The sequence below is a fragment of the Polaribacter sp. ALD11 genome (assembly GCF_002831685.1).
In the GTDB taxonomy this organism is placed as follows: Bacteria; Bacteroidota; Bacteroidia; order Flavobacteriales; family Flavobacteriaceae; genus Polaribacter.
Window position 1 is genome coordinate 3034327 of sequence record NZ_CP025119.1, and the last position, 23134, is coordinate 3057460.

General features: G+C 29.7%; 17 protein-coding genes and 1 pseudogene. 2 read left to right on the plus strand and 16 right to left on the minus strand.

Annotated features, from left to right (window positions below; all coding sequences use genetic code 11):
• Positions 1 to 140 precede the first annotated feature (140 nt).
• From CW731_RS13240 to lpdA, 14 genes and pseudogenes are all read right to left on the minus strand, one after another.
• On the minus strand, positions 141 to 2615 hold the full coding sequence (locus tag CW731_RS13240; RefSeq protein WP_157812234.1) for a hypothetical protein: 2475 nt from the start codon (positions 2613 to 2615) through the stop codon (positions 141 to 143).
• A gap of 229 nt (positions 2616 to 2844) precedes the next feature.
• Positions 2845 to 3663, minus strand: coding sequence for a GLPGLI family protein (locus CW731_RS13245; protein WP_100947171.1), 819 nt, complete (start codon positions 3661 to 3663; stop codon positions 2845 to 2847).
• Positions 3664 to 3735: 72 nt separating this feature from the next.
• The gene (locus CW731_RS13250) at positions 3736 to 4023 is read right to left on the minus strand and encodes a hypothetical protein (RefSeq protein WP_100947172.1); all 288 of its coding nucleotides are present in this window, start codon (positions 4021 to 4023) and stop codon (positions 3736 to 3738) included.
• Between the two features lie 540 nt (positions 4024 to 4563).
• Positions 4564 to 4752: pseudogene (locus tag CW731_RS13255) on the minus strand (magnesium chelatase domain-containing protein); the annotation flags it as partial.
• A 91-nt stretch (positions 4753 to 4843) separates the two neighbouring features.
• A complete protein-coding gene (locus CW731_RS13260) occupies positions 4844 to 7423 on the minus strand; it encodes a phosphoenolpyruvate carboxylase (protein ID WP_100947173.1) in 2580 nt (859 codons plus the stop codon).
• A 135-nt stretch (positions 7424 to 7558) separates the two neighbouring features.
• Positions 7559 to 7954 carry a hypothetical protein gene (locus tag CW731_RS13265; RefSeq protein ID WP_100947174.1) on the minus strand — a complete coding sequence of 132 codons (396 nt, stop codon included), beginning with the start codon at positions 7952 to 7954 and terminating at the stop codon, positions 7559 to 7561.
• Positions 7955 to 8005: 51 nt separating this feature from the next.
• On the minus strand, positions 8006 to 9976 hold the full coding sequence (locus CW731_RS13270) for a protein-disulfide reductase DsbD (protein ID WP_100947175.1): 1971 nt from the start codon (positions 9974 to 9976) through the stop codon (positions 8006 to 8008).
• A 23-nt stretch (positions 9977 to 9999) separates the two neighbouring features.
• The gene (locus tag CW731_RS13275; protein ID WP_100947176.1) at positions 10000 to 11376 is read right to left on the minus strand and encodes a TlpA disulfide reductase family protein; all 1377 of its coding nucleotides are present in this window, start codon (positions 11374 to 11376) and stop codon (positions 10000 to 10002) included.
• Between the two features lie 46 nt (positions 11377 to 11422).
• Entirely contained in the window at positions 11423 to 12763 is a 1341-nt protein-coding gene (tilS, locus tag CW731_RS13280) for a tRNA lysidine(34) synthetase TilS (RefSeq protein WP_100947177.1), read from the minus strand.
• 39 nt (positions 12764 to 12802) lie between these two features.
• Positions 12803 to 13036 carry a hypothetical protein gene (locus tag CW731_RS13285; RefSeq protein ID WP_100947178.1) on the minus strand — a complete coding sequence of 78 codons (234 nt, stop codon included), beginning with the start codon at positions 13034 to 13036 and terminating at the stop codon, positions 12803 to 12805.
• Positions 13037 to 13055: 19 nt separating this feature from the next.
• On the minus strand, positions 13056 to 14381 hold the full coding sequence (locus CW731_RS13290) for a serine hydrolase (RefSeq protein WP_100947179.1): 1326 nt from the start codon (positions 14379 to 14381) through the stop codon (positions 13056 to 13058).
• Positions 14382 to 14429: 48 nt separating this feature from the next.
• On the minus strand, positions 14430 to 15761 hold the full coding sequence (locus CW731_RS13295) for an anthranilate synthase component I family protein (protein ID WP_100947180.1): 1332 nt from the start codon (positions 15759 to 15761) through the stop codon (positions 14430 to 14432).
• Between the two features lie 39 nt (positions 15762 to 15800).
• On the minus strand, positions 15801 to 17021 hold the full coding sequence (locus CW731_RS15850; protein ID WP_232734677.1) for an acyloxyacyl hydrolase: 1221 nt from the start codon (positions 17019 to 17021) through the stop codon (positions 15801 to 15803).
• A gap of 98 nt (positions 17022 to 17119) precedes the next feature.
• Positions 17120 to 18520 (minus strand): dihydrolipoyl dehydrogenase, encoded by a 1401-nt coding sequence (gene lpdA, locus CW731_RS13310; RefSeq protein ID WP_100947181.1) that lies wholly within the window; start codon positions 18518 to 18520, stop codon positions 17120 to 17122.
• A 135-nt stretch (positions 18521 to 18655) separates the two neighbouring features.
• Between lpdA and CW731_RS13315 the strand changes: the two genes are divergently transcribed.
• Entirely contained in the window at positions 18656 to 19129 is a 474-nt protein-coding gene (locus tag CW731_RS13315; RefSeq protein ID WP_100947182.1) for a heme-binding domain-containing protein, read from the plus strand.
• On the plus strand, positions 19130 to 20368 hold the full coding sequence (locus CW731_RS13320; RefSeq protein WP_100947183.1) for a glycosyltransferase: 1239 nt from the start codon (positions 19130 to 19132) through the stop codon (positions 20366 to 20368).
• Between the two features lie 8 nt (positions 20369 to 20376).
• Here CW731_RS13320 and CW731_RS13325 read toward each other — a convergent pair whose 3' ends face one another.
• On the minus strand, positions 20377 to 21978 hold the full coding sequence (locus CW731_RS13325; protein WP_100947184.1) for a glycoside hydrolase family 10 protein: 1602 nt from the start codon (positions 21976 to 21978) through the stop codon (positions 20377 to 20379).
• Positions 21979 to 22025: 47 nt separating this feature from the next.
• Entirely contained in the window at positions 22026 to 22775 is a 750-nt protein-coding gene (locus CW731_RS13330; protein WP_100947716.1) for a DeoR/GlpR family DNA-binding transcription regulator, read from the minus strand.
• Positions 22776 to 23134: the final 359 nt, after the last annotated feature.

A 23134-nucleotide genomic window follows, 5' to 3' on the forward strand; every position in this document is an offset into this window, starting at 1 on the left:
ATCTCGTAATGATATTTAAAAGTATCCATTTTTTGATATCAGAATATGAATTAGTCAAAAAGAAATAACATACTTACCATTCTTATATATTTAATTGATATACAATCCTTATTGAAGTAACATTTTTAAGTTTATGGAGGTTAAAAAGAGTATGAAAAATTTAATAGTATATACCTTTCAATTAAATCTACACTAAGAGAGTTATTAGAAATATCAGTAGCACTCTCTTTACTAAATGATTTTTCATTTAATAGATTAACTCCAGATAGTTCCAACTGCCAACTTTTTTTTTTCGGAGTATATCGTATTTTAGAGCTTAAAAAAGAATAATTATTAGAACTATTTTTAAAAGAAGGAATAATATAATTATGGGTAATTGAAGCAGAAAAACCTTTAAAAGGTTTTAAAATCAGTTTCAAATTATTTTCTATAGATTTATTACTAAATGTGTTTATACTTTTAGTTTCCTGAAAGGTATATGTTGTTTTATTTTCTATATTAACAGGTAGGTTGAAAGATGTTTTTAAAAAAATACTGTTAACTGAAAAATTACTTTTATTATTTCTTAATTCAGAATTATTTACTACGTTTTTAAAATTAACGATTGAATAATTGGAGTTTATCCTAAAGGTAGTTTTTAGTGGGTAAATCAATTTTGAAAGACTAAAGTTAAAAGCAATATCTCCTACACTTTCAGGTAGAAAAAAAATACTAACTCTTGATGAATTCTCATTTATAAATAAGTTGCTAAAAAAATTTCCGTTATTAATACTATAATTGGCTCCTAAGTACATCTCAAATTGATTAAAAAGGTCATTCTTTGAGAATGATAAACTAAATGATTTAATCTTTTGTAATGATAGTTTTGGTTTATTACTTCTTAACACTCTATTGTCTATCAAAACTTGATTACTATATAAAAACCTCAAAGGTGTTGAGATATTATAAAAATTGGAAACAAAACCAAAAGAAGAAGTTCTGTCTATCTCATAGATTATATTAAGGGATGGTTCAAAGAGTAAAAAATTTGAAGTATTATGTATATTATCCTGTTTAAGTTTTAAATTTAAATATCTCAAAGAATATTTTGGAGATATAGTAAACTTTCCAATACTCCAGTTATAGGAACCTTTGTTATAAATTTCAGAGTTAATATAATCTAACGCGTTTTTGCTGTTAGGTACTAACAATACTTGAGTCTTTTGTATACTTGATAAATCCGAATAAAATAAATCTTTATTATAGTTATAACCTAAAGAGAATCTATATTTATTATTTTTTATAGTTCTACCTAAAAAAAGTGCTTTAAAAGAAGAGTTTAGTTTCTTAGAGTTATTGTCTTGAATGTCTTGATTAAACTTAGTATTATCAAAAATTGACGGCTTGATGACAAAAGTTTGATTTAAATTGTTTGTTGCTACAATAGCTTCCAGTTGAATAGCTTTTCTATCAGATTTTTTTTTTGTGTACAAAAGCTCTTGTTTTAGAAAAGTACTATTTGATTGCAGAGAGGATAAGAAATCATTGTTTTGATTTGAAAAAATAGTTGTTTCAGTATTAATATACTCGTCTCTTATACTCATTTTGTATTCTAATAATGAGGATTTAGACGTATTAAACGTTAACTCAAAATCGCCACGATATTGTAAAGGTTTTTTTTCGACATGAATATCGTCAAGAGTACTGAAAGCAGAATTATTAATAGTAATTCTGCTTTCAGAAATTTGGTTATTTTTATTATTATCAGATAAATAATAGAAATTTAATTTAACTTTTGTTTTATCTGAAATATTTAATATGCTATTTAAATTTCCAAAAATTTGATTATTAATGTTTGAAAGATTATTTATTGTAACTTTTGGTAAATATAATTCTGGAATTATTTTTTCTATTAAAAATTTTTCTTCTTTTATCTTTTCTAGACTAATCTGACTGTCTAAGTAGTTAAAAGGAGAAGTGTTTTTACCAACATTGTTGTAAGTTGAAACAATAAATGATTTTTGTATTTTATTTATTGCTAAAGAATTAATAGATAAATCTATTGGCACATTATCTGAATCTGAATAATTACCAATGCCAATGTCTGTACTTAAAGATAAATCTGTTTTATTATTTTTAAGTTTTAAATTAATTGCAACTTTGTTGCTTTTTTCAATACCCTTTAGTAATTTATTTTCAGAATAATTTTCAATTGCTTCAATTTCCTTTACTAAATCTATATTTATATTTTTTGTACCTATTGTATAATTATAATCAAATAAATCATCTCCTTCAATAGTAACTGTTTCAATAGTAATACCCTTATATTTTATGATACCAGTATCTTCATTTACTCTAATACCAGGAAGTTTTTTTAATAAATCTTCTACTTTTTTTTCTGTACCGTCTTTAAAGGATTCAACATTATAAACTACGGTATCTTTTTTTATAGAAAGAGGTCTTTTATTCCCTTTAATAATAATTTCTTCAAGGATTTCAATTTTTTCTTTTTTTAATATAAAATTGAAGTTCATTGTTTTTTTTAGTTCAGATGGTTTAACTAATTCTATATGTGAATTATATCCTGTAGCAGTAACATCTAAAAAAAAACCTTTTTCATAATATGTTTTTTTCAAATCGTAAGAAAATCTCCCGTTTTGGACTAAAATAAATTCATTGACGACACCGGATCCATCAGATTTTTTAATAAGAATTTTTGCTGTTAAGTAATTTCCATTAGAATCACTAATATTTCCTTGTAATGTCTGAGAATAATTTGATTTTATAACAAAAAAAATAAATAAGTAAATAAAACTATATCTAATTATGCTAATTTTAATTTTTTTCAACACTTATATATCTTAATTAATTTTTACGCGTTTTAGGTAATTTTTTTAATGCATTGTTGTATTCTTCGTCATCTTTATTAATATAAAGTTCAATACCACCTCTAGAAGATTCAACCCCAATAAAACTTTCATCCGGTCTGTAATTAATAAGTTCCATAGCTTTTCTCTTATACAAAGCTTTAAATTCAGTCCAAGTAATAGCTTTTTTAAGTTTAAATGGATTCTTTAGATTGTCTAACTCTATTGCAGCATTCTTTATTCTGGTAGCTTTAAAAGCTATAAAATTATCTTTTGATTTAATCTCTAAAATCATACCTGGTAGACCATCATATTTCCAAGGGCCTCCAACAGGTAAGTCTGTTGTAAACCATGCTTCATATTTTCTTCCCCTATAATCCATGGTAGCTAATTGACAATTATAACCTAATATTTCTTTTGTATTATTCAAAACACTCCAGTCAAAAACATCTAATTTATCTTTAACAACAAAATATTTGTATGCGACTTCATGTTTAGAGTAAAATTCATTTTTTTTATAATTTTTAAAAACTGTACTTATATTTTTTCCTGTTGGATAAAAATCAACAACAGTACCTTGTTTTTTATCTTTTTTTAAAATGTTAGAGTTTCTGTTTTTCTTGATTTTTTTATAAATAGATTTATTTAACTCTATAAATTTAATGTACTCAAAAGAAGAAATAAAGGGGTTTGTCGGGGTATCTTCAAAAGTTAATTTTCTCTGATATTCTAATTGATAAACATTAATTGTTTTTTTTTGAGAATAAGTACTATAAATAATTAAGGAAAACGTTAGAACTAAGATTTTTTTCAGCATTTTTTTTGTAGATTTATTTCAATAATAATGGAGATTAAAAATTAATCTCCATTATTATTTTTTATTAATTCATTATTCGTCATTCAATTGTTTCACAAGTTTGTGTGCGTTCCCGTATGCATTTGATGCACATGAGTTTCTATCATATCCATAAGCATAAACTTTTCTTGTTTCACCTGTCTCAGTATTCCTAATAGTAACAGAACATACGACAATTACAAAATCTGCAGTATTCGTTAATTCGAATTCATTTTTTGTTAATTCAAACTCACTTTGCTCGTTTTTATTTTTGTTTACTGAATCAATTGCGAAACTTGATAAAGCAAAAAACATTAAAAATACTATTAAAATTTTTTTCATAATTTTTAAATTTATAACCTTTTAAAGGTTAGTTGTTTTATAATTTTTTTAAGAATTGTATGTGAATAAACAAGTTGACAACTCTTAGGAAACTTGTAGAAAAAGCTTTACTTTTGCAATACGATCTCTTCTTGTTATTGTATATTTACATAGGCAATAGGTTTAAGTTAAACAATTATGTGAAATATTTTTGTCTCTTAAATTTTCAGGCAGAGGTTTTGTTTTTTTTACATAACAAGACATACTCAAAATTTGAGTTTTTTTTAATTTATTATCATTTTAACTTTCTGTAAATGATAATATAAATATGTTTTTTTGAAAAAGAAAGCATTTTTATACTCACTTTTTCTTTTTCATTTTGTAATAGGATAGCACTCAAATGTATAAAAATATTTGCTCCCCCCCTAACTTATTTTAAAAATTTTTTTAAAAAAAAATAGTTTTCAGCTATTTTTAACAAGAAAGATCTTAGTCAAATCTTCAGTCTTAATATTACAGTTTTACCTTTTTCAAAATTAGATAAGGTGCTTTTGTCTAGTTTAATTTTTTTCCAAGAAGTTTGTAGGAATTATTATTTAAAGCAGCAGAAATTCTATAAGAACTTTCTCGTACTGCGTTGTCTGGCAAACCTACTAGATGATAGCCAATTCCTTTGTCAATATTTACTTCTACGGTAATGGTTGTTGCTTCAATACCGAAAACGGCTGAACCATAAACTTTTACAAGCATTTTTTTTTCTTTAAAGGTAAAGAAAATTAAAATATAAAAAAAGCAACCAAATGTTGGTTGCTTTTTATGGATAAAATATTTTTAGCTATTTTTAAGCAGAGTTTCTACTTGCATTAATATTACCGAATAAAGAACGCATCACCATTTTTTCATAAACTTCAATCTTAGCTGCATTTTCGTCTGAAGATTGTAATTCTTGAATTTGTTTTAAAGCAAATTGCTGAATGGTTAAAAGAGGTAAGACAATTTGCTCTCTAATTTCAATGGAAGCTTTTCCAATAGGGAAGTTTTCCATTAATACTTTATGTCCTGTAAGTTTTAAAAGTAATCTCTTAGTCGTTTTGTATTCTTCGAAAATCAGTTTCCAAAATTCACCAAACTCAGCATCATCTGCCATGTATGCAGTCAATTCAAAGAAAGATTTGGTCAAACTCATCATACTATTTTCTAGCAGCGTTTTAAAGAAATCTGAAGCGTTGTAAAATTCTACAATTTCATCAAACCGACCAGCATCTTCATATTTTTTAAGTGCAGTTCCTACACCAAAGAAACCAGGAACGTTTTGTTTTAATTGGCTCCAACTTCCTACAAAAGGGATGGCTCTTAAGGCAGAAAAATCTAACGTAGCAGAACTAGAACGCTTACTTGGTCTGCTACCAATATTTGTTTTAGCATAATATTTTAACGTACTCATTTTTTCTAAATACGGTAAAAACTGCGGATGATTTTTAAAATCAACATAAGTTTTATAGCTTGTTTCAGCCATATCTTCAATCAATTTTCTATTGTCATCATTTAATTGATCTTTTGTGAAAATATCATTCTTAATACCAGAACTTAATAATTGTTCTAAATTATATTGAGCAGAATTTTGTGTTCCGAAGTTAGAGCTAATGGTTTGTCCTTGCACAGTTAATTGAATTTCTTTGTCTTCAATTGTAGGTCCTAAAGAAGCATAAAATTGGTGTGTTTTTCCACCTCCACGAGCAGGTGGTCCACCACGTCCGTCAAAGAAAATAACTTCAATATCAAATTCTCTAGAAACTTCTGTAAGCGCCTCTTTTGCTTTAAAAATTCCCCAGTTTGCCATTAAATAGCCACCATCTTTTGTCCCGTCAGAGAAACCTAGCATAATGGTTTGTTTGTTTTTTCTTTTTTCTAAATGATATCTGTACGTTCTATTTGAATACAAGGTTCTCATTACTTCTTCTGCATTCTGCAAATCTTCTACAGTTTCAAAAAGCGGAATTACATCTACCGGTAACCCATTTTCAAAGCCACATAGATTCAACATCGCAAAAGTTTCCATTACATTTAACGCCGTTTGGTTGTTGCTAATAATGTAACGGTTTGCACCACGTTCTCCGTTTCTTTTCTGAATCTGTTTCAAAGCATACATAGATTCTATGGTGCTTACAGAAGTGTCGTCTGTTAAGGTTTTAGGATCGATGCTTCCTTTTGCGGCCGCTAAAATTTCTATTTGTTCTTCTTCAGATAAATGTTCGTAATTTTTAGGAAAAGTACTGTCACCAATAGTATGCAAGTCTTTTACAATTTGTGTAAATGCTTGGTGATGCACTCTACTGTCTTGTCTAATATCTAATGTTGCAAAGTGAAAACCGAAAATTCTTACTTTATTTATAAAATCATCTAACTCTTCGATAAACAAAGATTGGTGTTTATCTGCTACAATCTGTCTAGCATTAGAGAGTTCTTCTAATAATATTTTTTGAGAAAAGTTGACTTTACTATAACTTCTAACAACGTGTTTGTAAAGTCTTTTTTCTACTCTTGCTAATATTTCTTGAACCCCATCAAAAGTAAAACGTCTCTTTAACCTTTTTACATCTCTGTAGTAGCTTCTTAAAATAGATTGACGTAGTTTTTCTGCAACATCTAATGTAATTTGTGTGGTAACAAACGGATTTCCATCTCTGTCTCCACCAGGCCAAAAACCAAGGTCTATAATTTCATTATCCATAGGATTTCCATCATAAATATTGTTTTGAATGTAGTTATATATTTTACTGATAGAATGATAAAATACATTTTCTAAATACCAAATTAAGCTGATCGCTTCATCATAAGGAGACGGTTTCGCTTTTTTATAAAACGGCGTTTTTCCTAATTGAGCTAACAATTTTTTTATCAGTAATAAATCATCATTCTGAATCGCTTGATCTAAATCTGTAATAATACCTAAAACACTTCCAGGGTAAAATTGTGTTGGGTGCGCTGTTAAAACCACACGAACTTTAAAATCTTCTAAATGGGCTTTTAAAGCTTCTTTTTTATCACTTAAAATTGCAGTTTCTTTAGAGTTTCTAAGCGTGCCAATTCCGTCCATATTATTTACCACGGGAAAAGCAGCGTCTTCAATAGCATCAAACAAAACTACTTGGCGCTCTATGTACTGAATAAAACGAAATAATAAATCTGTTTTCTCTTTTTCTGTAGGATTTTCTTGGTACTTACTAAAGAAGGTATTTACAATTTCTGTCGGATTTTTTCCTTCTTGAAATCCTTTTTCACACAATTTATGAAATAAGGGTAGTAACACACCAGTATTGCTAATGGTGTCGAAAGGTAAGGTCATAAAAATACTGTTGTAAATTTGATATTTAGACAACACATTTTCATTAAAACGAGAAAGTTTAGATAATCCTGACATATTTTTTGTGAATTTTATAGGGTAAAGTTACAAAAAGGAGTTTCTACAGAACTTACTTATATAGCAATAGTTTTCTATTTAATTGTGATAATCGTAGAAATAGGGGTTAATTTTAAGAAAAATTCAATTTCTGTATTATTTTTGATTTAGGAAGTAGGGTTGTATTCTGTTTTCTATGCGATGTAGGTTCCATCTTGTTGGGTCATTTTTAAGTAAAAAACCTTTTAATAAATTGTTGTTTTGATATTTTTTATAATCATCATAAATATATGCTGATGGTTTTTTACCAACATCACTAAAGTTAATAGAAGCAATATTGTTCTCAATATCATTTGCAGCTATAGTTACAAATTTGTAAGTCGTTAAATTTAGCCTTTTGTTTAACGAAGAAATGCTATTTACGTCTTTATCAAGCGAGTTAAAAGTATAAATACTAACGGGTACTTTTTGTTGAGGTAGTTCCGTTTTTTGAGCGTGAAAAGAGATACTCACTAATAAAACGATCATTAAAAATAAAGTTCTTCTTTTCATAATTTAAAAAATAAAAGTTGATGCTTATTATAACATCAACTTTTATACCAATTATTTTTTATAATTTTCAATTCCTTTTTCTAGCCAACTTTTATAAGTTTCTATGTCTGTATATTTTTGCGGAGAATTTAAAATCTCTAGATCTGCATTCATCAATATATAATAAGGCTGTGAAGCATTTTTAAAGTTTATTACCTGAAACGTAGACCATTTATCTCCGTAGGTTTTAATTTTCTTTATTTTTCCGTTTGCTTTTTTAAAGTCGAATTGTGCTGCCTTCGGAAGCTCTTTTTCATTATCATCTACGTACAATGAGATCAGAACATATTCATTTTTAATAATGTTATAAACTGCAGGATCGCTCCAAACATTTTCTTCCATTTTTCTACAGTTTACACAAGCCCAACCTGTAAAGTCTAATAAAATTGGTTTATTTGTTTCTTTTGCAACTTGCAGGCCTTCATCAAAATCTTTATAACAATCTAAACCTAATGGGCAGTCTGATTCTTGCTCATAAATACTATAAAATTGTGGTGGTGGAAAACCACTTAACGCATTCAAATTCCATGTTGGGTCTTTTAACGTTCCAGGAATTAAATAGATTACAAAAGCAATAACTAATACACCAAAAGAAGCTCTAAAGAAAGATAGTTTTTTAAGTGGAGAGTCATGCGGAAATTTAATTTTCCCGAATAGATACAACGCCAATCCTAAGAAAATAACAATCCAAATACCAATAAAAACTTCACGTTTTAAAATGTCCCAATGACCAACTAAATCTGAGTTTGATAAAAATTTAAAAGCAAATGCCAATTCTAAAAAACCTAAAACTACTTTGGTTGTATTTAACCAACCACCAGACTTTGGTAAAGCATTTAATAAATTAGGAAACAAAGCAAATAAAGCAAAAGGCAACGCCAAAGCGAGTCCGAAACCTGTCATACCAGCAGAAAGCTGAAATGCAGGATTACCAACTGTACCAAGAGAACCAGCTAAAAGAGAACCTAAAATTGGTCCGGTACAAGAAAAAGAGATAATTGCCAACGTTAATGCCATAAAGAAAATACCAACAACCCCACCAACGTTAGAGGCAGAATCCATTTTATTTCCCCAAGAACTTGGTAATGTTATTTCGTAAAAGCCAAAAAAGGACAATGAAAAGAACACTAAAATAACAAAGAAGAAAATATTTAACCAGATATTGGTAGAAATAGTATTTAAAATATTTGGGTCTAAACCATCAATTAGATGAAAAGGTATGCTTAAAAGTATGTAAATAATTACAATAAAAACACCATATAAAATGGCGTTAAAAATTCCTTTACTTTTACTTTGAGATTGTTTTGTGAAGAATGAAACCGTTAAAGGAATCATTGGAAACACACACGGAGTTAATAAAGCGAATAAACCACCAGCAAAACCTAAAAGAAAAATATTAAATAGCGAGTCACCAGATCCATCATCAGTTTTAGTTCCTGCTTTTAATAAAGCGGTGTTCTTTAAATCTAATTTTAGTGCTTGTGTTAGGTTTTTACTTTTGTCATCTAAAACAACAACCTCTTTTTCTAGTTTTTTACCATCTAAAGGAAAAGAAAAAGATTCTTCTATTTGAATACAAGCTTGCTTACAAATTTGCCCATATATTTCTAATGTAACTGATGAAATATCAGCATTTACTATTGCTATTCGTTGTGTAATCGTAGCATTGTCTTTGAAGAAAATTTCTTCTTTTTCCCAGATTTCTGAATACTCTTTATCTGTTTTGCTTTCTTTGGCTTTTCCAACTAATTTGTAGCCAGTTTTACCTTCGGGAATTATAATTTCTAAAGCTTGTGAAGCATCTTCTGGGTTGTATTGCGAGTACAAATGCCATTCTTGTAAAAGTTTGGCTGTAAAAACGGCGTCGTATTCAGTGTCTGAAATTTTATTGATAGATGCTTCCCAAACAATAGGATTGTTTTCTGTTTGTGAAAAAATAGAAAGCACTGTAAAAAGTAGAAAAAAGGAAAAAATCTTCTTCATTATAATTTGATGTTAAGAGTGTATTAAAGGTTTAAACCATTTAAGGTTTCTATTAATTTTTTATCTGAAGGTCTTGGTGCATTTGCATTTACAATGTTTCCTTGAGGGTCTAATAAAATAAAACGCGGAATTCCTTTGATCATATAATCTTCTATAAATTGAGATTTCCAATCGCTATCGGCCATCAATTGCATACCGCCTAATTCTTTGTCTACAATCATTTTTTTCCATTTTTCATGATCTTTTTCAACATCAATAGAAATACTTAAAAACTGAATGTTTCTACCATGAAAATCTTTTTCAACTTGCTTTAAAGAAGGAATTTCTGCAATACATGGTCCGCACCAAGTTGCCCAAACATCTATGTAAACATATTTTCCTTTTAAGTCTTCTAAAGATTTTGTGCCACCTGCATTATCTTCGTAATCTGTAAAATTTGGTGAAGGATTTCCTTTAGCTAAAGATTTTAGTTTATTATAGTCTTTGGTTATTTTTTTATTATTTTCTACGTTTGTAGAGTTTTTAGAGAAAAGTGCATAATATTCTTCTAAATTTTCTGTGTAAGTAATGCCGTATCTAGCATCATCATATAATAATTTATTTTTTATTACGTCGCTTTTAACAGCTACAATTGTTTTTAAATAAGCAATGTCTCTTTCTAAAGAATCTTTTTCTACCAATTTCTGGGCTTTTTCTTTTAAGCTTGTACTTACAAGGTTTCTATAGTTTCCAGAAAAAAGAAAGTCAGTTTCATTATCTATATCCAAATCATCTAGTTCATTAAGAAAGTTGTCAGAAGCCTTAAAACTTCTATCTTTAATGTAGTAACCATGATAAGGTTGGTAGTTGTTTAACGTAGTTAAATAGGCATAGTTAATATTTTTTTTCTCATTAATTTTAAAATCTTCTGGAATGCCATCCGTTTTAAATAATAAATCTTCTTCTGCTGTTTTTATTTTAAGTAAATGAGCTTTAAAATCTTCTTCATTTTTTAAGTACATTTCTTCTTGGTCTCCTGTAATAGCTAAATTTGTTTTGCTTTTGTTAAGAAGGTAGTTGTTTATAGTACTTGTAGTTCCCGCCAAAGTAAGTGTTGAATCTTTCTTTTTTGAATCATAATTAATGTTTGTATTGCTTCCACTTGGTGCGTAAAAGTCTGTCATATTTTTACCTTCTCTCAAGAAATAAAAATCTGAATTCATTTTTAGAGTATCTTTAAAGGTACCATCTTCAGCTAACTCGATTTCAGACATCAAACTTGTGTCAAAACGACTATATATGGTTACTTTTTTAGAGGTTGCATTTTCAATTTTTCCAGAAACAATGGTGTAGTTTACTTTGTTTTCTGGTTTACAAGAAACCATTGTAATTATTGCTATTAAAAGCCCTATTTTTTTCATAAGTATATTGTTTTTGGTTAAAGATTTAAAGATACAAACCTTTTGGTCAATTATCTTTGATACAGATTTTTATAATTTCAGCGTTTGTGTCAACTCCAAATCTGTTGTCTTGCCTTTTGTCGATAATCCAAATAATATCTCCAGTATTATTACACAATAACCAAATATTATTTTTTTCTAAGAGTGATAATTTTTCATCTTTAAAATACTTACTTAACTTCTTTTTTCCTTTCATTCCTGAAGGATAAAAATAGTCGCCATTTTGCCATTTTCTTAAAATTAACGGAAATTTTAAAAGCGCCTTAGCAACGTAAATAGTGTTTTTATTTTGAATTGATTTCTCATTAACTTCTTCTAGCGTTAAATGAATCGGATTTGTAATTTCAACTGTGTTTTTAGCTATTTCAAAGGTTGTTTTCTGTGATTTAGAAACATCAGAAAAGTTATTTTTTTTGGATAATATTAAAAACTCTCTATTCTTTAAAAGTATGTGCGTTTTAGAAAAAAGTTGTTTGCCAGATTGTGCAGAAAGCAAATTGTAAACATCATTAAACTCGGTAAAATGATATTTTTCTAAAAGTTGATATAAATATGCTTTCGGATTTGATAATTGCTGAATTTTTTTAATATTGAATTTTGTTTCTTCGAGTGCAATCGAACAGTTATTCTCAACTATTTTCTTAGAAACGTCTGCAATTCGATCTTCAATAATTTGCTTACTTTCTTGTAGATTTTCTATTGTTTTAGAAAATGTATCTAACAAACTCGGATTTATTTCCTTTAAAACAGGCAATACGTTATGGCGAATTTTATTCCGAACATATTTTGTAGAAGCATTGCTTTTATCTTCTCGCCAAGAAATAGCATTCTCATTGGCAAAATTGAGAATTTCTTCTCTAGAAAATTTTAAAAACGGACGTACAATATTTCCATTAATTTCAGGAATTCCTGTAAAACCGTCTAAACCACTTCCTCTAGTTAAATTAATTAGAAACGTTTCTAGATTATCATCTGCATGATGTGCTGTTAAAACAAAGTCAAAATTATGAGTGGTAATTAGTTCTTCAAACCAAGTATACCGTAAGTTTCTAGCGGCAATTTGTGTAGATTCTTTGTTTACTTTTGCTATTTTTTTAGTTTCAAAAGAAGTTGTAAAACAATCGATACCTAAGGTGTTCGCTAATTCTGTTACAAATTTTTCATCTAAATCGCTTTCTGTATTTCTTAAATTGAAATTACAATGTGCAAGAGAAATATTAAAGTTTAAAGCCGCTAAATTGTGAGTTAAAACAACAGAATCTATTCCGCCAGAAATAGCAATTAATAGTTTTTTATCCTTCAGAAAAGGAAAATTTTTGGTAATGTGATTTGATAGTTTTTGAAGCATAAGATCTTCAAAAGTACGCAAATTAATAACGTTATTATACTATTGTTTTTTCAACCAAACGCTAATATTTCTTCTTAAAGAAACTTCGGGTCTCGGTAACGGAATTGTCTTACCAAATTGCTTGCTTCTGTTAAATTTAGAAAAAGTAACTTTTAGTCGTTTCCATTCTGCAGGATACAAATCTAAAAATTTATTAAACATATTCTGTTCCGTTGGTTTTTCTTGTAAACTATCTAACGTTTTTTGAAAAAGTGCTTCTTGGTCAATTATCATAGCGCAAATATAAGTGAAATTATTTTTTATTTTTGATTGCTTTATAGAAGACTTGCTGAAGTTTTGGTCTAATATTTAAATTGTAGATATTTCTGTGTGTTCTACTTGGGTATACTCTGTTAGATAAAAATATAAAAACCAAATTGTTTATAGGATCTGCCCAAACAAATGTTCCTGTAAAACCACTATGACCAAAACTTTCTGCACTAACTTCTGGCGCAGGATATGCTTCTTCTATAGACAATGTTGCGTTATTTATTAAAGGTTTGTCGAAACCAAGACCTCTTCTATTTTCGTTTTCTGGGTATTGAATTTTAGTAAATTCTCTTACCGTACTTTCTGCAAGGTATCTTTTACCGTCGTAAACACCGTAATTATTATACATCTGCATAATTTTTGCTAAATCTAAAGAAGTACCAAACAAACCTGCGTTACCAGAAATTCCGCCTAAAAGCGCAGCATTTTCATCATGAACCCAGTTTTTTGTAAGTCCTTTTCTAAAAATCGAATCTCTTTCTGTGGGAACAATTAAGTTTTTGAAATTTTTGGTTTTTGGCCTATAACCTAAAGTGCCTGTTTCTAAAGGTGAAAAAAAGTTTTCTTGTAGATAATCTGTATATTTTTTTTTGGTGATTTGTGAAATCAATTCAGGATAGATTAAAAAACTCAAACCAGAATATTTGTACTTCTTTTCATCAGAAACTTTAGATCTGTTAATTTGACGAAACATTTTATTCTTAAATCTGTTTTTTACAAAAAGACCTTCGTACGCTTCGTTTTTAAACCTTTTATTCGGTTCATTTTTTACAAACCTTTTTTTTATTTTTCCGTTCTCTTTTAAAACTTCATTTAAAAATATAATATACGGACTTAAACCTGCTTGGTGCGCTAATACTGCTCTAACAGTAAGGTGTTTCTTGTCTTTTCGTCTTTTCCAAGGTTTCCAGTAATTACTAAACGGACTGTCTAGATCTAGTTTTCCTTCGCTATGCAATTTCATTAATGCAGGCAAAGGACCAATAATTTTTGTAACAGAAGCCAAGTCATATATGTCTTCTAAACTAACTTTCTGAATGCTGTCATATGTATGAAAACCGTACGCTTTGTTAAAAATAATTTTATGATTTTTTATAACTAAAATTTGAGCTCCAGGAAAAGCTTCCTTTTGTATGCCGTAATTTATAATTGAATCTGCTTTTGTGTGAATGTAAAGAGAATCCATATCAACTTCAGAAGGATTTCCAAAAGATATTTTTTGATGCTTACTATTTTGAGCAGTTGTAAAATTTGAAATACATAAAAACCCAATTAAAAGAGAAGTATATGTTTTTTTAGGAAATACCATAAGACAATAGCGTTTTTAAGATTTTAAAATGCTATAAATATAGCCGTTTTATTTAGAACTCAATAAAACGTATTTCATCGCTTTTGCTTTTAACAAGCATTCTTCATACTCCTTTTCTACCACAGATTTTGCTGTAATTGCGCCACCAACAGAAAACGAAATATATTTTTTTTCTTCATTATAAAGAATACTTCTAATAACTACATTAAAATCGAAATCATTTTCTGGTGTAAAATAACCAATAGTACCAGAATACAAACCTCGTTTTGTTTCTTCTAGTTCTTCAATAATTTTCATAGCAGAAATTTTCGGAGCGCCCGTCATACTTCCCATAGGAAAAGTACTTCTTAGTGTTTCTAAAGGGTGCATATTCATGTCAATTTCTGAAACCACGGTAGAAATCATCTGATGCACTTGTTTAAAAGAATAGATTTTACACAATTCTTCAACTTTTACAGAACCCATTTTTGCAGTTTTAGATAAGTCGTTTCTTACCAAATCTACAATCATTACATTTTCTGCGCGTTCTTTGATGTCTCTCGATAAATCGGATGCAATTTTGGCGTCATCAATTGCACTTATCAATCTTTTTGCAGTTCCTTTAATAGGTTGAGAAATAATTTTAGCACCTTCCTTTTTTAGATATCTTTCTGGTGAAGCACACAAAGCATATTGATGGTCCATTTTTAGAAATGAAGCAAAAGGCGGTTCAGAAATCTCATTTAAATGTCTGTACACTTCAAGAGGATGTATGGTTGCGTTTTCAGCATAAAATTCCTGACAAAAATTAGCTTCGTAAATATCGCCTCTTTTAATATGCTCTAAAACTTTTGTAACTTTTTGATGGTATTCGTCTTTGTGAATTCTAAGCTTTATTTTAATATCTGCTTTTTCGCTGTCTAGTTCAAAGGAGTCGACACCTCTTGACTTTGATTGAAGAGACATATTAGAAATCTCTTCAAAATCATTTTTTATCTCATCATCGACCATTTTTAAATATTGAAATTCGATATTTTTTCCTCGGATAAAAATTAACTTTTGTGGTTGAAAAAAATACAAATCAGCAAAATCTAAACCATCAAAATTATTAGAAGAAAGACGTTCTACATCATTTTTAACATCATAAGAAATATACCCAAAAATATAATCTTTTGTGATGGTTTGGTATTCTTTTAGTTTATCAAAAGCATTGGTGTAATCTGTTTTGATAGCTGTAAACTCTTCAACAGCCAAAGCGCTATCGAAATTAGAATATTGCTGCTCGTAATTGTTTGAATCTAACCAAAGTGCTGTTTCAAATTGTTGCGACCAAGACAATAAGTTTTGCTTAAAGTCTTTAATGTTTTCTACAGAAAAAGTACGGGTAGTTCTTTGAGTCATTAGCGCAAAAATACAATTCTTATTGATTAGTAGTCAGATTTAAAATGTTTTTCCAAAGGTAAATTGAATCGGAACCGCAACGCCAGAGTTATTCGGAAAAATATTTCCGTTAGAGTAATGCATAATTCTAAGTTCTGCATTGTACGCTCGTTTTTTTCCGAAGAAAACACCTAAACCCATGGTGTCTTGATAGGTTGTTTTTGGTCCGGTTTTTAAATTATCTAAATTTCCTTTCGTTAAAAAAGTAGGGCCGATTAAAGAATAATTTGTGTACATATCAAACCCTTTTCTACGTAATAAATAAAAACGCATGGTCGGAAAAATAGAGAAAGCCAGCACATTTTCTTGTGTTGCTTCTGTTTGAAAAGCGGTTATACTAACGCCCCAATCTAAAGAAAATATCTTTTCTGTTCTAAAAGCTAATCTTTGATAGGTAATGGAAAAGGAATGTGCTGCTTTAACTGCTCCAACCCAAAAAACAGGAATTCCAAAACTTTCGAAATTGCCTACTTTTAAACTCATTCCGAAAAAGCGATTTGCACCAAAACCAATTTTGCTGTTTCCGTAACTTACTTGAACCATGTTTTTTGGAAAAAAATGACCATTATTTTCGTGTTTCTCAACTTGTTCTTTAGGTAATTTATTAATGTGATATTCAAAGCCAAACGTAACTTGAGAAATAGAAGGCTGATTTTCTTTTACAGATTTAGGTAAAAATGTTCCGTTTAAATTCAATCTCCATTTTTTATTCAATTTATAGTTTAAGCCAAAACCATAGATTAAACTAGCAAAATGTGCATCTGGATAAATAATTGTATCGTCTATAGAAAAGCCAATGCGTGTAACATTTGCAATACCAGCTTCACCATAAATAGAAAGTTTTTTATGTAAGTTGATGTTTTTCTTTAGAGATAGAGACCAAGCATTTATCCATACACTTCTTTCATAACCAATATTATTTACATTGTTATATTTAAACCAAGATGCGGGTCTCATGGTTCCGAACTGTAACGCTAAATCTGGAGAAATTTTATACCCCAACAACAACCTTCCAGAGAAATAATTTCTAGAAAAAGTGTCTGTTTTATAACCATCAATTAAATTATTGTTAGAAAACGGATAGAAAATTCCGCCAAAATTAATGCTGTAATAAGAGTTAGATAAAAAGTTAGAAGGTTGGGCTTTCGAAGCTGTTTCTTCTTGACTGTATAAGATTCCTGAAAAAATAAAAATTAAAAAGAAAGCAAATATTTTTTTCATGTGATAAAAGTAAGCAACTTTTTAAAAACAAAAAGCACCCAATTAATTGGATGCTTTTTAGATATTTTTAAATTCTAGCTTTCGCAGGAATAATAATTTTATGCGTTTAATGGTTTTCCGTCCCAAGCAGCTTTTGCCGCTTCTTTTACAGCTTCAGAATAGGTTGGGTGACCATGACAAATTCTTGCCAAATCTTCTGCGGATGCTCTAAACTCCATTGCAACTGCAGCTTCCATAATTAAATCTGCAACACGTGCACCAACCATGTGAACTCCTAAAATCTCATCAGTGTTTTTATCTGCTAAAACTTTTACAAATCCATCTATATCTCCACTTGCACGAGATCTACCTAAAGCTCTCATTGAAAATTTACCAGATTTGTAATCTACTTTTGCTTCTTTTAATTCGTCTTCAGTTTTACCAACTGCAGCAACTTCTGGCCATGTGTATACAATACCAGGAATTAAATTATAATCGATGTGTGGTTTTTCGCCAGCTAAAAATTCTGCAACTACAACACCTTCTTCTTCTGCTTTGTGTGCTAACATTGCACCCTTTACAACATCACCAATTGCATAAACATTAGGTACATTTGTTTGTAAATGATCATTTATAGAAACTTGACCACGTTCATTTACTTCAATACCAATTTTTTCTAAGCCTAAACCTTCTGTGTATGCTTTTCTACCCACAGCAACCAAACAATAATCTCCAGTAAAAGTTACTTCTTCCCCTTTTTTATTAGTTGCTTTTACAATAACTTCATCTCCATTTCTTTCCACAGCAGTAACACCATGACTTGTAGCAAATTTAATGCCTTGTTTCTTTAGAACTTTTTGTAATTCCTTAGAAATATCAGAGTCCATTGTTGGGGTAATTTTTGCAGCATATTCTATCACTGTAACATCTGCACCTAAACGCTTGTAAACAGAACCTAACTCTAAACCAATAACACCACCTCCAATTACCAATAAATGTTTTGGTACTTCAGGTAGTTTTAAAGCTTCTGTAGAAGTTATTACTCTCTCTTTGTCTAGTTTAATAAATGGTAAAGTAGATGGTTTCGAACCTGTTGCTATAATAATATTTGTTCCTTCAATTACTTCAGAAGTTCCATCATTTTTTGCAATGTTTACGTGTGTTTTATCAACAAAAGAACCTAAGCCTTCAAAAACATCCACATTGTTTTTGTCCATTAAATATTTGATTCCGCCTGTAGTTGTTTCTACAACTTTGGCTTTTCTGTCTACCATTTTTCCGAAATCGAAGGTTGGTTTTTCAACAGTAATACCGTGTTCTTCAAAATGATGAACCGCGTCATAGTAATGATGCGAAGAATCTAATAGTGCTTTAGAAGGAATACAACCAACATTTAAACAGGTACCGCCCAAAGTTGAATATTTTTCTATAATTGCTACTTTTTTGCCTAATTGAGAAGCTCTAACTGCAGCTATATATCCTCCAGGTCCAGAACCAATTACAATAATATCGTATTTCATAAGTAAGTTTATTTTGCTTTTTTTGTAACCATAATGGTTAACTTCTACTAATAATGAACAAAAATACACATATTTTCATAAAATAAAGTAAGAATGTAGTAGTTTTACAACATAAAATATTCTTAAAATTTAAAGATGAAGATTCTAAAAAAAATGGTTGTTTTCTTGTTGATTGTTCTTGTTGTCGCTCAATTTTTTGGGCCAGAAAAAAATGATGGAAAATTAGCGACTGTTGCAACTTTTATTTCGGAAACTAACCCTCCAGAAGACGTTAAAAAGATTTTAGAAACTACCTGTTTCGATTGCCATTCAGATAAAACTACCTATCCTTGGTACAATTCTATTACACCTATAAACTTTTGGTTAAACGACCATATTGTCGATGGTAAAAAGCATTTGAACTTTTCTAAATGGAATACATATTCTTTGAAAAAGAAGGAGCATAAAATGGACGAGCTGTACGAAGAAGTTGAAAAAGGAGAAATGCCTTTAGATTCTTATACTTGGACGCACGTAGATGCTAACTTAACGCCAGCTCAAATTGCGGCGGTTGTTGCTTGGGGAAAGAAAGTACAAGGGGATTACAAACTACAAATGACCACCAAATAATTGCAAAAAAAAACGCTTTTAATTATTGGTGCAGTTTGGGTAGAACCCAATTCTTCTGCTGCGGGAAAGAGAATGTTGCAGTTAATACATCAATTCTTAGAAAGGGATTATGCAATTACTTTTGCTTCGCCTTCACAAAAAAGTGAGAAAGCAATCGATTTAATTTCTTCAGGAATTACTGAAGTTTCTATTGAATTAAACAACGTTTCTTTTGATGATTTTATAAAAGAATTACAGCCAAGTATTGTCATGTTCGATCGTTTTATGATGGAAGAACAATTTGGTTGGCGCGTTGCAGAAAATTACCCAAAAGCAATCAGGATTTTAGATACAGAAGATTTGCATTGTTTGCGAAAAACAAGAGAGTTGTGTTTTAAAAAGAATATCGATTTTTCTAAGGAAGAACTTCTGAAACAAGACATTACAAAAAGAGAAATTGCAGCTATTTTAAGGTGCGATTTGTCTCTAATTATTTCTACGTTTGAAATGGAATTGTTGAAAAATACTTTTAAAATAGACGAAACTATTTTAATGTATGTGCCTTTTTTGTTTGATGAGATTAGCAAACATCAACAAAAAAAATGGAAAATATTTGAAGAAAGAGAACATTTCATTTTTATTGGTAATTTCTTTCACAAGCCAAATGTTGACGCCGTTTTAACCTTAAAAAATGAGATTTGGAACGAGATAAGAAAGCAGCTTCCAAAAGCTGAAGTCCATATTTATGGTGCATACATGAATCAGCAAATTGAACAGCTTCACAATAAAAAAGAAGGTTTTATCATTAAGGGTTTTGCAGCAAATGCAAATGAAGTTGTAGAAAACGCTAGGGTTGTTTTAGCACCTTTAAATTTTGGTGCAGGAATTAAAGGAAAACTTACAGAGGCAATGCTTTGCGGAACACCAAGCGTTACGACTTCTATTGGAGCAGAGGGAATGGCGGATAAATTTCCTTGGAATGGTTTTGTAGAAGATGATTTTTCTGATTTTGCATTAATGGCAAATGAATTATATACGAATAAGTCTGCTTGGGAAAATGCCCAATTAAATGGAATAGAGATTATCAATTGCATTTATAGTAAAGAAAAAAACGGCGAATTACTTTTCAATAAAATTGAAGAAATTCAGCATAATTTAGAACAACACAGAACTCAGAATTTTCTGGGAAGCTTGTTACATCATCAAACTTTGCAAGCGACAAAATACATGAGTAAATGGATTGAAGCTAAAAATAAGTAGCGATAAAATTAGTCTTTAATTCGTGTTTTTACTTTTGTAATCGGTATTTCTTCAAAAATACTTTCGTTTCCAAATTTATCAATAGCAGATATCGCAATTGCTTTTAAAGTTTTTTTAGAGTCATTTAAAGTCAGCGGAAGCTTATCTGAATTTGTAAATCGTCCGTGAATGCTATAATCCCATTTGTTATTGTATTTGTAACGAACTACCCAGTTGGCAACTTTATTGCTGTTTTTAGCCGTCCAGTTTATCAATAAAGTATCATTTTCAAAAGTATAATTTAGTGTTGGTTTTTCGGGTTTTGAATTATTTAGCCAAGGAGAACCCGGAACGAGCGCCTGTTTTTTATACGGTCCGTTAGCTATTGCTTCCATTAATTTTGGTGATTCTATTAAAGGTGCAATGCTCCAATGTACAGCTCCAGGAGATTTAGATAACATGCCTTTGGTTATCATAATCTGATTTATAACTTCATCAATTCCTTCATCTCCTTTGATTCTGCCAATACTCATTCCTGGCCATAGGTGTCTTTTGTGCGTGTTTTCTTGATTCCACCAATTTAGTAAAACCGGAAAACTAACATCTGTTCTATTAATTGGCCAATACAATTGAGGGGTAAGATAATCGATCCATCCTTTATTTAACCAAAGCTTTGCGTCTGCATACAACTCACTGTATTGATCGAAACCAGCAGTTACCGAGGCAGGGTAATTTGGTCGCCAAAAACCAAAAGGACTAATACCGAACTTTACACTTGGTTTTACTTTTTTGATATTGGAGTAAACTTTTTCGATAAATGTATTTACGTTATCTCTTCTCCAATCATCTCTTTTTAGTTGACCACGAGAATTTAGGTAGTTTTTCCAGCTTTTATCATCCGGAAAATCTTTGTTATTATTGTAAGAAGGATATGGATAAAAATAATCATCAAAATGAATTCCGTCTACATTGTATCTTTTAACAATATCCATCACAACTTTGTAGCTATGTTCTTGCGTTTTCTTATTACCAGGATCTAACCACCAAAAACCGGCTTCTAATTTTGTAACCAATTCTGGTTTTTTGTAAACTATTGAAGCTTCGGTTATTTCGCCTCCTGCTGTGTGATGCGCTCTATAAGGGTTTAACCAAGCATGTAATTCTAAGCCTCTTTTATGTGCTTCGTTAATCCAAAACTCTAAGGGGTCGTAATAAGGAAAAGGCGCTTTTCCTTGTGTTCCTGTTAAATAATAAGACCAAGGTTCTAAGTTGCTTTTGTACATCGCATCTGCTTGTGGTCTCACTTGTAATATAACGGTATTAAAATTATTTTGATGAAGAAGGTCTAATAATTCAATAGCCTCTTTTTGTTGTTCCTCAGTAGAAAGGCCGCGTTTACTTGGCCAATTAATGTTTGCTACACTAGCAATCCAAACCGCTCTAAACTCCCTTTCGGTAGCGAGAGGATTGTTTTCTTTAACTTCAGTATTCGTTGTTTTTTTAATCCCGACCTTTTTTATTTCTATAGGCGTGTAAACCTTTTTGCTACAATTGATTAAAAGCAACGTAAAAAAGACAATAAAAAAGATAGATGTTGTTTTTTGATGAAAACAGATTTTTTTTAAAATCATATGCTTTACGATTTAATTTAAGTCAGTTTAAATTTTATATTCAGAAATTAAATTAATACAACGCCAGATTCAACATAAGGTTTTAGTATTGGATCTTTTACGTCTAAATCTGTAATGGCAATGTCAATTTCTTGAAGGCTACAAATATCATAGTTAAGTCTAATATTTAATTTATTTGAGGTAGATAAATAGACGTTTCGTTCAGAAGCTTTAATCATTGCTTTTTTAACCAATGCAACTTCATAACCTTCGCCAGTAATACCTTGCTCTAAACTAAAACCACTTACGCCAATAAAACAAAGATTTGCGGTAATGTTAGATAAGTATTGAATAACATCAATACCTGTGGTTACCATTGAGTTTCTTTGAATTCGACCTCCAATAAATATAGTTTCAATAGTTGGGTGTTCTGCTAATTGCATTGCAATTGGTAAGCTATATGTGTAAATAGTGGCTTTTAACGTTTTTGGAAATAATTTGGCTAACATCAGATTTGTCGTTCCACCACTCATTATAATTACCATGCCGTCTTCAACTAAGGTAATTGCTTTTTTAGCAATTAGAACTTTTTCTTCTCTTTTATATATTACATCTTCATTGTAGTGATACAGTTTTTGCATCGTAGAAATAGCTCCTCCGTGTACTTTGGTTAATAGGCCTCTTTTGTCTAGCTCTTTTATATCTCTTCTTATGGTGTCTTCAGAAACATTTAATTTTTCAGAAAGAAAACTAGAACTTACTTGCCTATTAATACTTACTTCATCTACTACTTTTTGCTGTCGATCCTTTTTCTTCATAAAAATTGATTTTCTCAAAAATAAGATTTTATTAAGTGATTATGCAAATATCTTTGTGATAAAATATTAAAGTTGCATTTTTTTGCTGTTATTTAATATTAAAGTTGCAATAAAATAATATCTAAATTAAATATTGCTTTTTAGTGTTCTTAAAATAATAATACATTTAAGTGTAGTAAAATCAATTGTTTTTTATTTTTTTAAATATTTTAGTTGTTTTTTATTCCTCTTATAATATAATTTTACTGCATGTTTTAGTTTGTTTTTTTGTTTGAATATGTTGTGTTGTAGCAAGTAATGTGCAGTTTTTTGCATATTACTTGCGTGTTTTAATTATTTTCATATCTTTACCCTAATTA

What these genes read in the sequence shown, in the direction of transcription:
- CW731_RS13330 (WP_100947716.1), bottom strand. Translation starts at nt 22,775, where the DNA reads ATGAAGAAAAAGGATCGACAGCAAAAAGTAGTAGATGAAGTAAGTATT.
- CW731_RS13285 (WP_100947178.1), bottom strand. Translation starts at nt 13,036, where the DNA reads ATGATAATTGACCAAGAAGCACTTTTTCAAAAAACGTTAGATAGTTTA.
- CW731_RS13290 (WP_100947179.1), bottom strand. Translation starts at nt 14,381, where the DNA reads ATGGTATTTCCTAAAAAAACATATACTTCTCTTTTAATTGGGTTTTTA.
- CW731_RS13250 (WP_100947172.1), bottom strand. Translation starts at nt 4,023, where the DNA reads ATGAAAAAAATTTTAATAGTATTTTTAATGTTTTTTGCTTTATCAAGT.
- CW731_RS13245 (WP_100947171.1), bottom strand. Translation starts at nt 3,663, where the DNA reads ATGCTGAAAAAAATCTTAGTTCTAACGTTTTCCTTAATTATTTATAGT.
- CW731_RS13325 (WP_100947184.1), bottom strand. Translation starts at nt 21,978, where the DNA reads ATGATTTTAAAAAAAATCTGTTTTCATCAAAAAACAACATCTATCTTT.
- CW731_RS13315 (WP_100947182.1), top strand. Translation starts at nt 18,656, where the DNA reads ATGAAGATTCTAAAAAAAATGGTTGTTTTCTTGTTGATTGTTCTTGTT.
- CW731_RS13265 (WP_100947174.1), bottom strand. Translation starts at nt 7,954, where the DNA reads ATGAAAAGAAGAACTTTATTTTTAATGATCGTTTTATTAGTGAGTATC.
- CW731_RS13270 (WP_100947175.1), bottom strand. Translation starts at nt 9,976, where the DNA reads ATGAAGAAGATTTTTTCCTTTTTTCTACTTTTTACAGTGCTTTCTATT.
- CW731_RS15850 (WP_232734677.1), bottom strand. Translation starts at nt 17,021, where the DNA reads ATGAAAAAAATATTTGCTTTCTTTTTAATTTTTATTTTTTCAGGAATC.
- lpdA (WP_100947181.1), bottom strand. Translation starts at nt 18,520, where the DNA reads ATGAAATACGATATTATTGTAATTGGTTCTGGACCTGGAGGATATATA.
- tilS (WP_100947177.1), bottom strand. Translation starts at nt 12,763, where the DNA reads ATGCTTCAAAAACTATCAAATCACATTACCAAAAATTTTCCTTTTCTG.
- CW731_RS13275 (WP_100947176.1), bottom strand. Translation starts at nt 11,376, where the DNA reads ATGAAAAAAATAGGGCTTTTAATAGCAATAATTACAATGGTTTCTTGT.
- CW731_RS13260 (WP_100947173.1), bottom strand. Translation starts at nt 7,423, where the DNA reads ATGTCAGGATTATCTAAACTTTCTCGTTTTAATGAAAATGTGTTGTCT.
- CW731_RS13295 (WP_100947180.1), bottom strand. Translation starts at nt 15,761, where the DNA reads ATGACTCAAAGAACTACCCGTACTTTTTCTGTAGAAAACATTAAAGAC.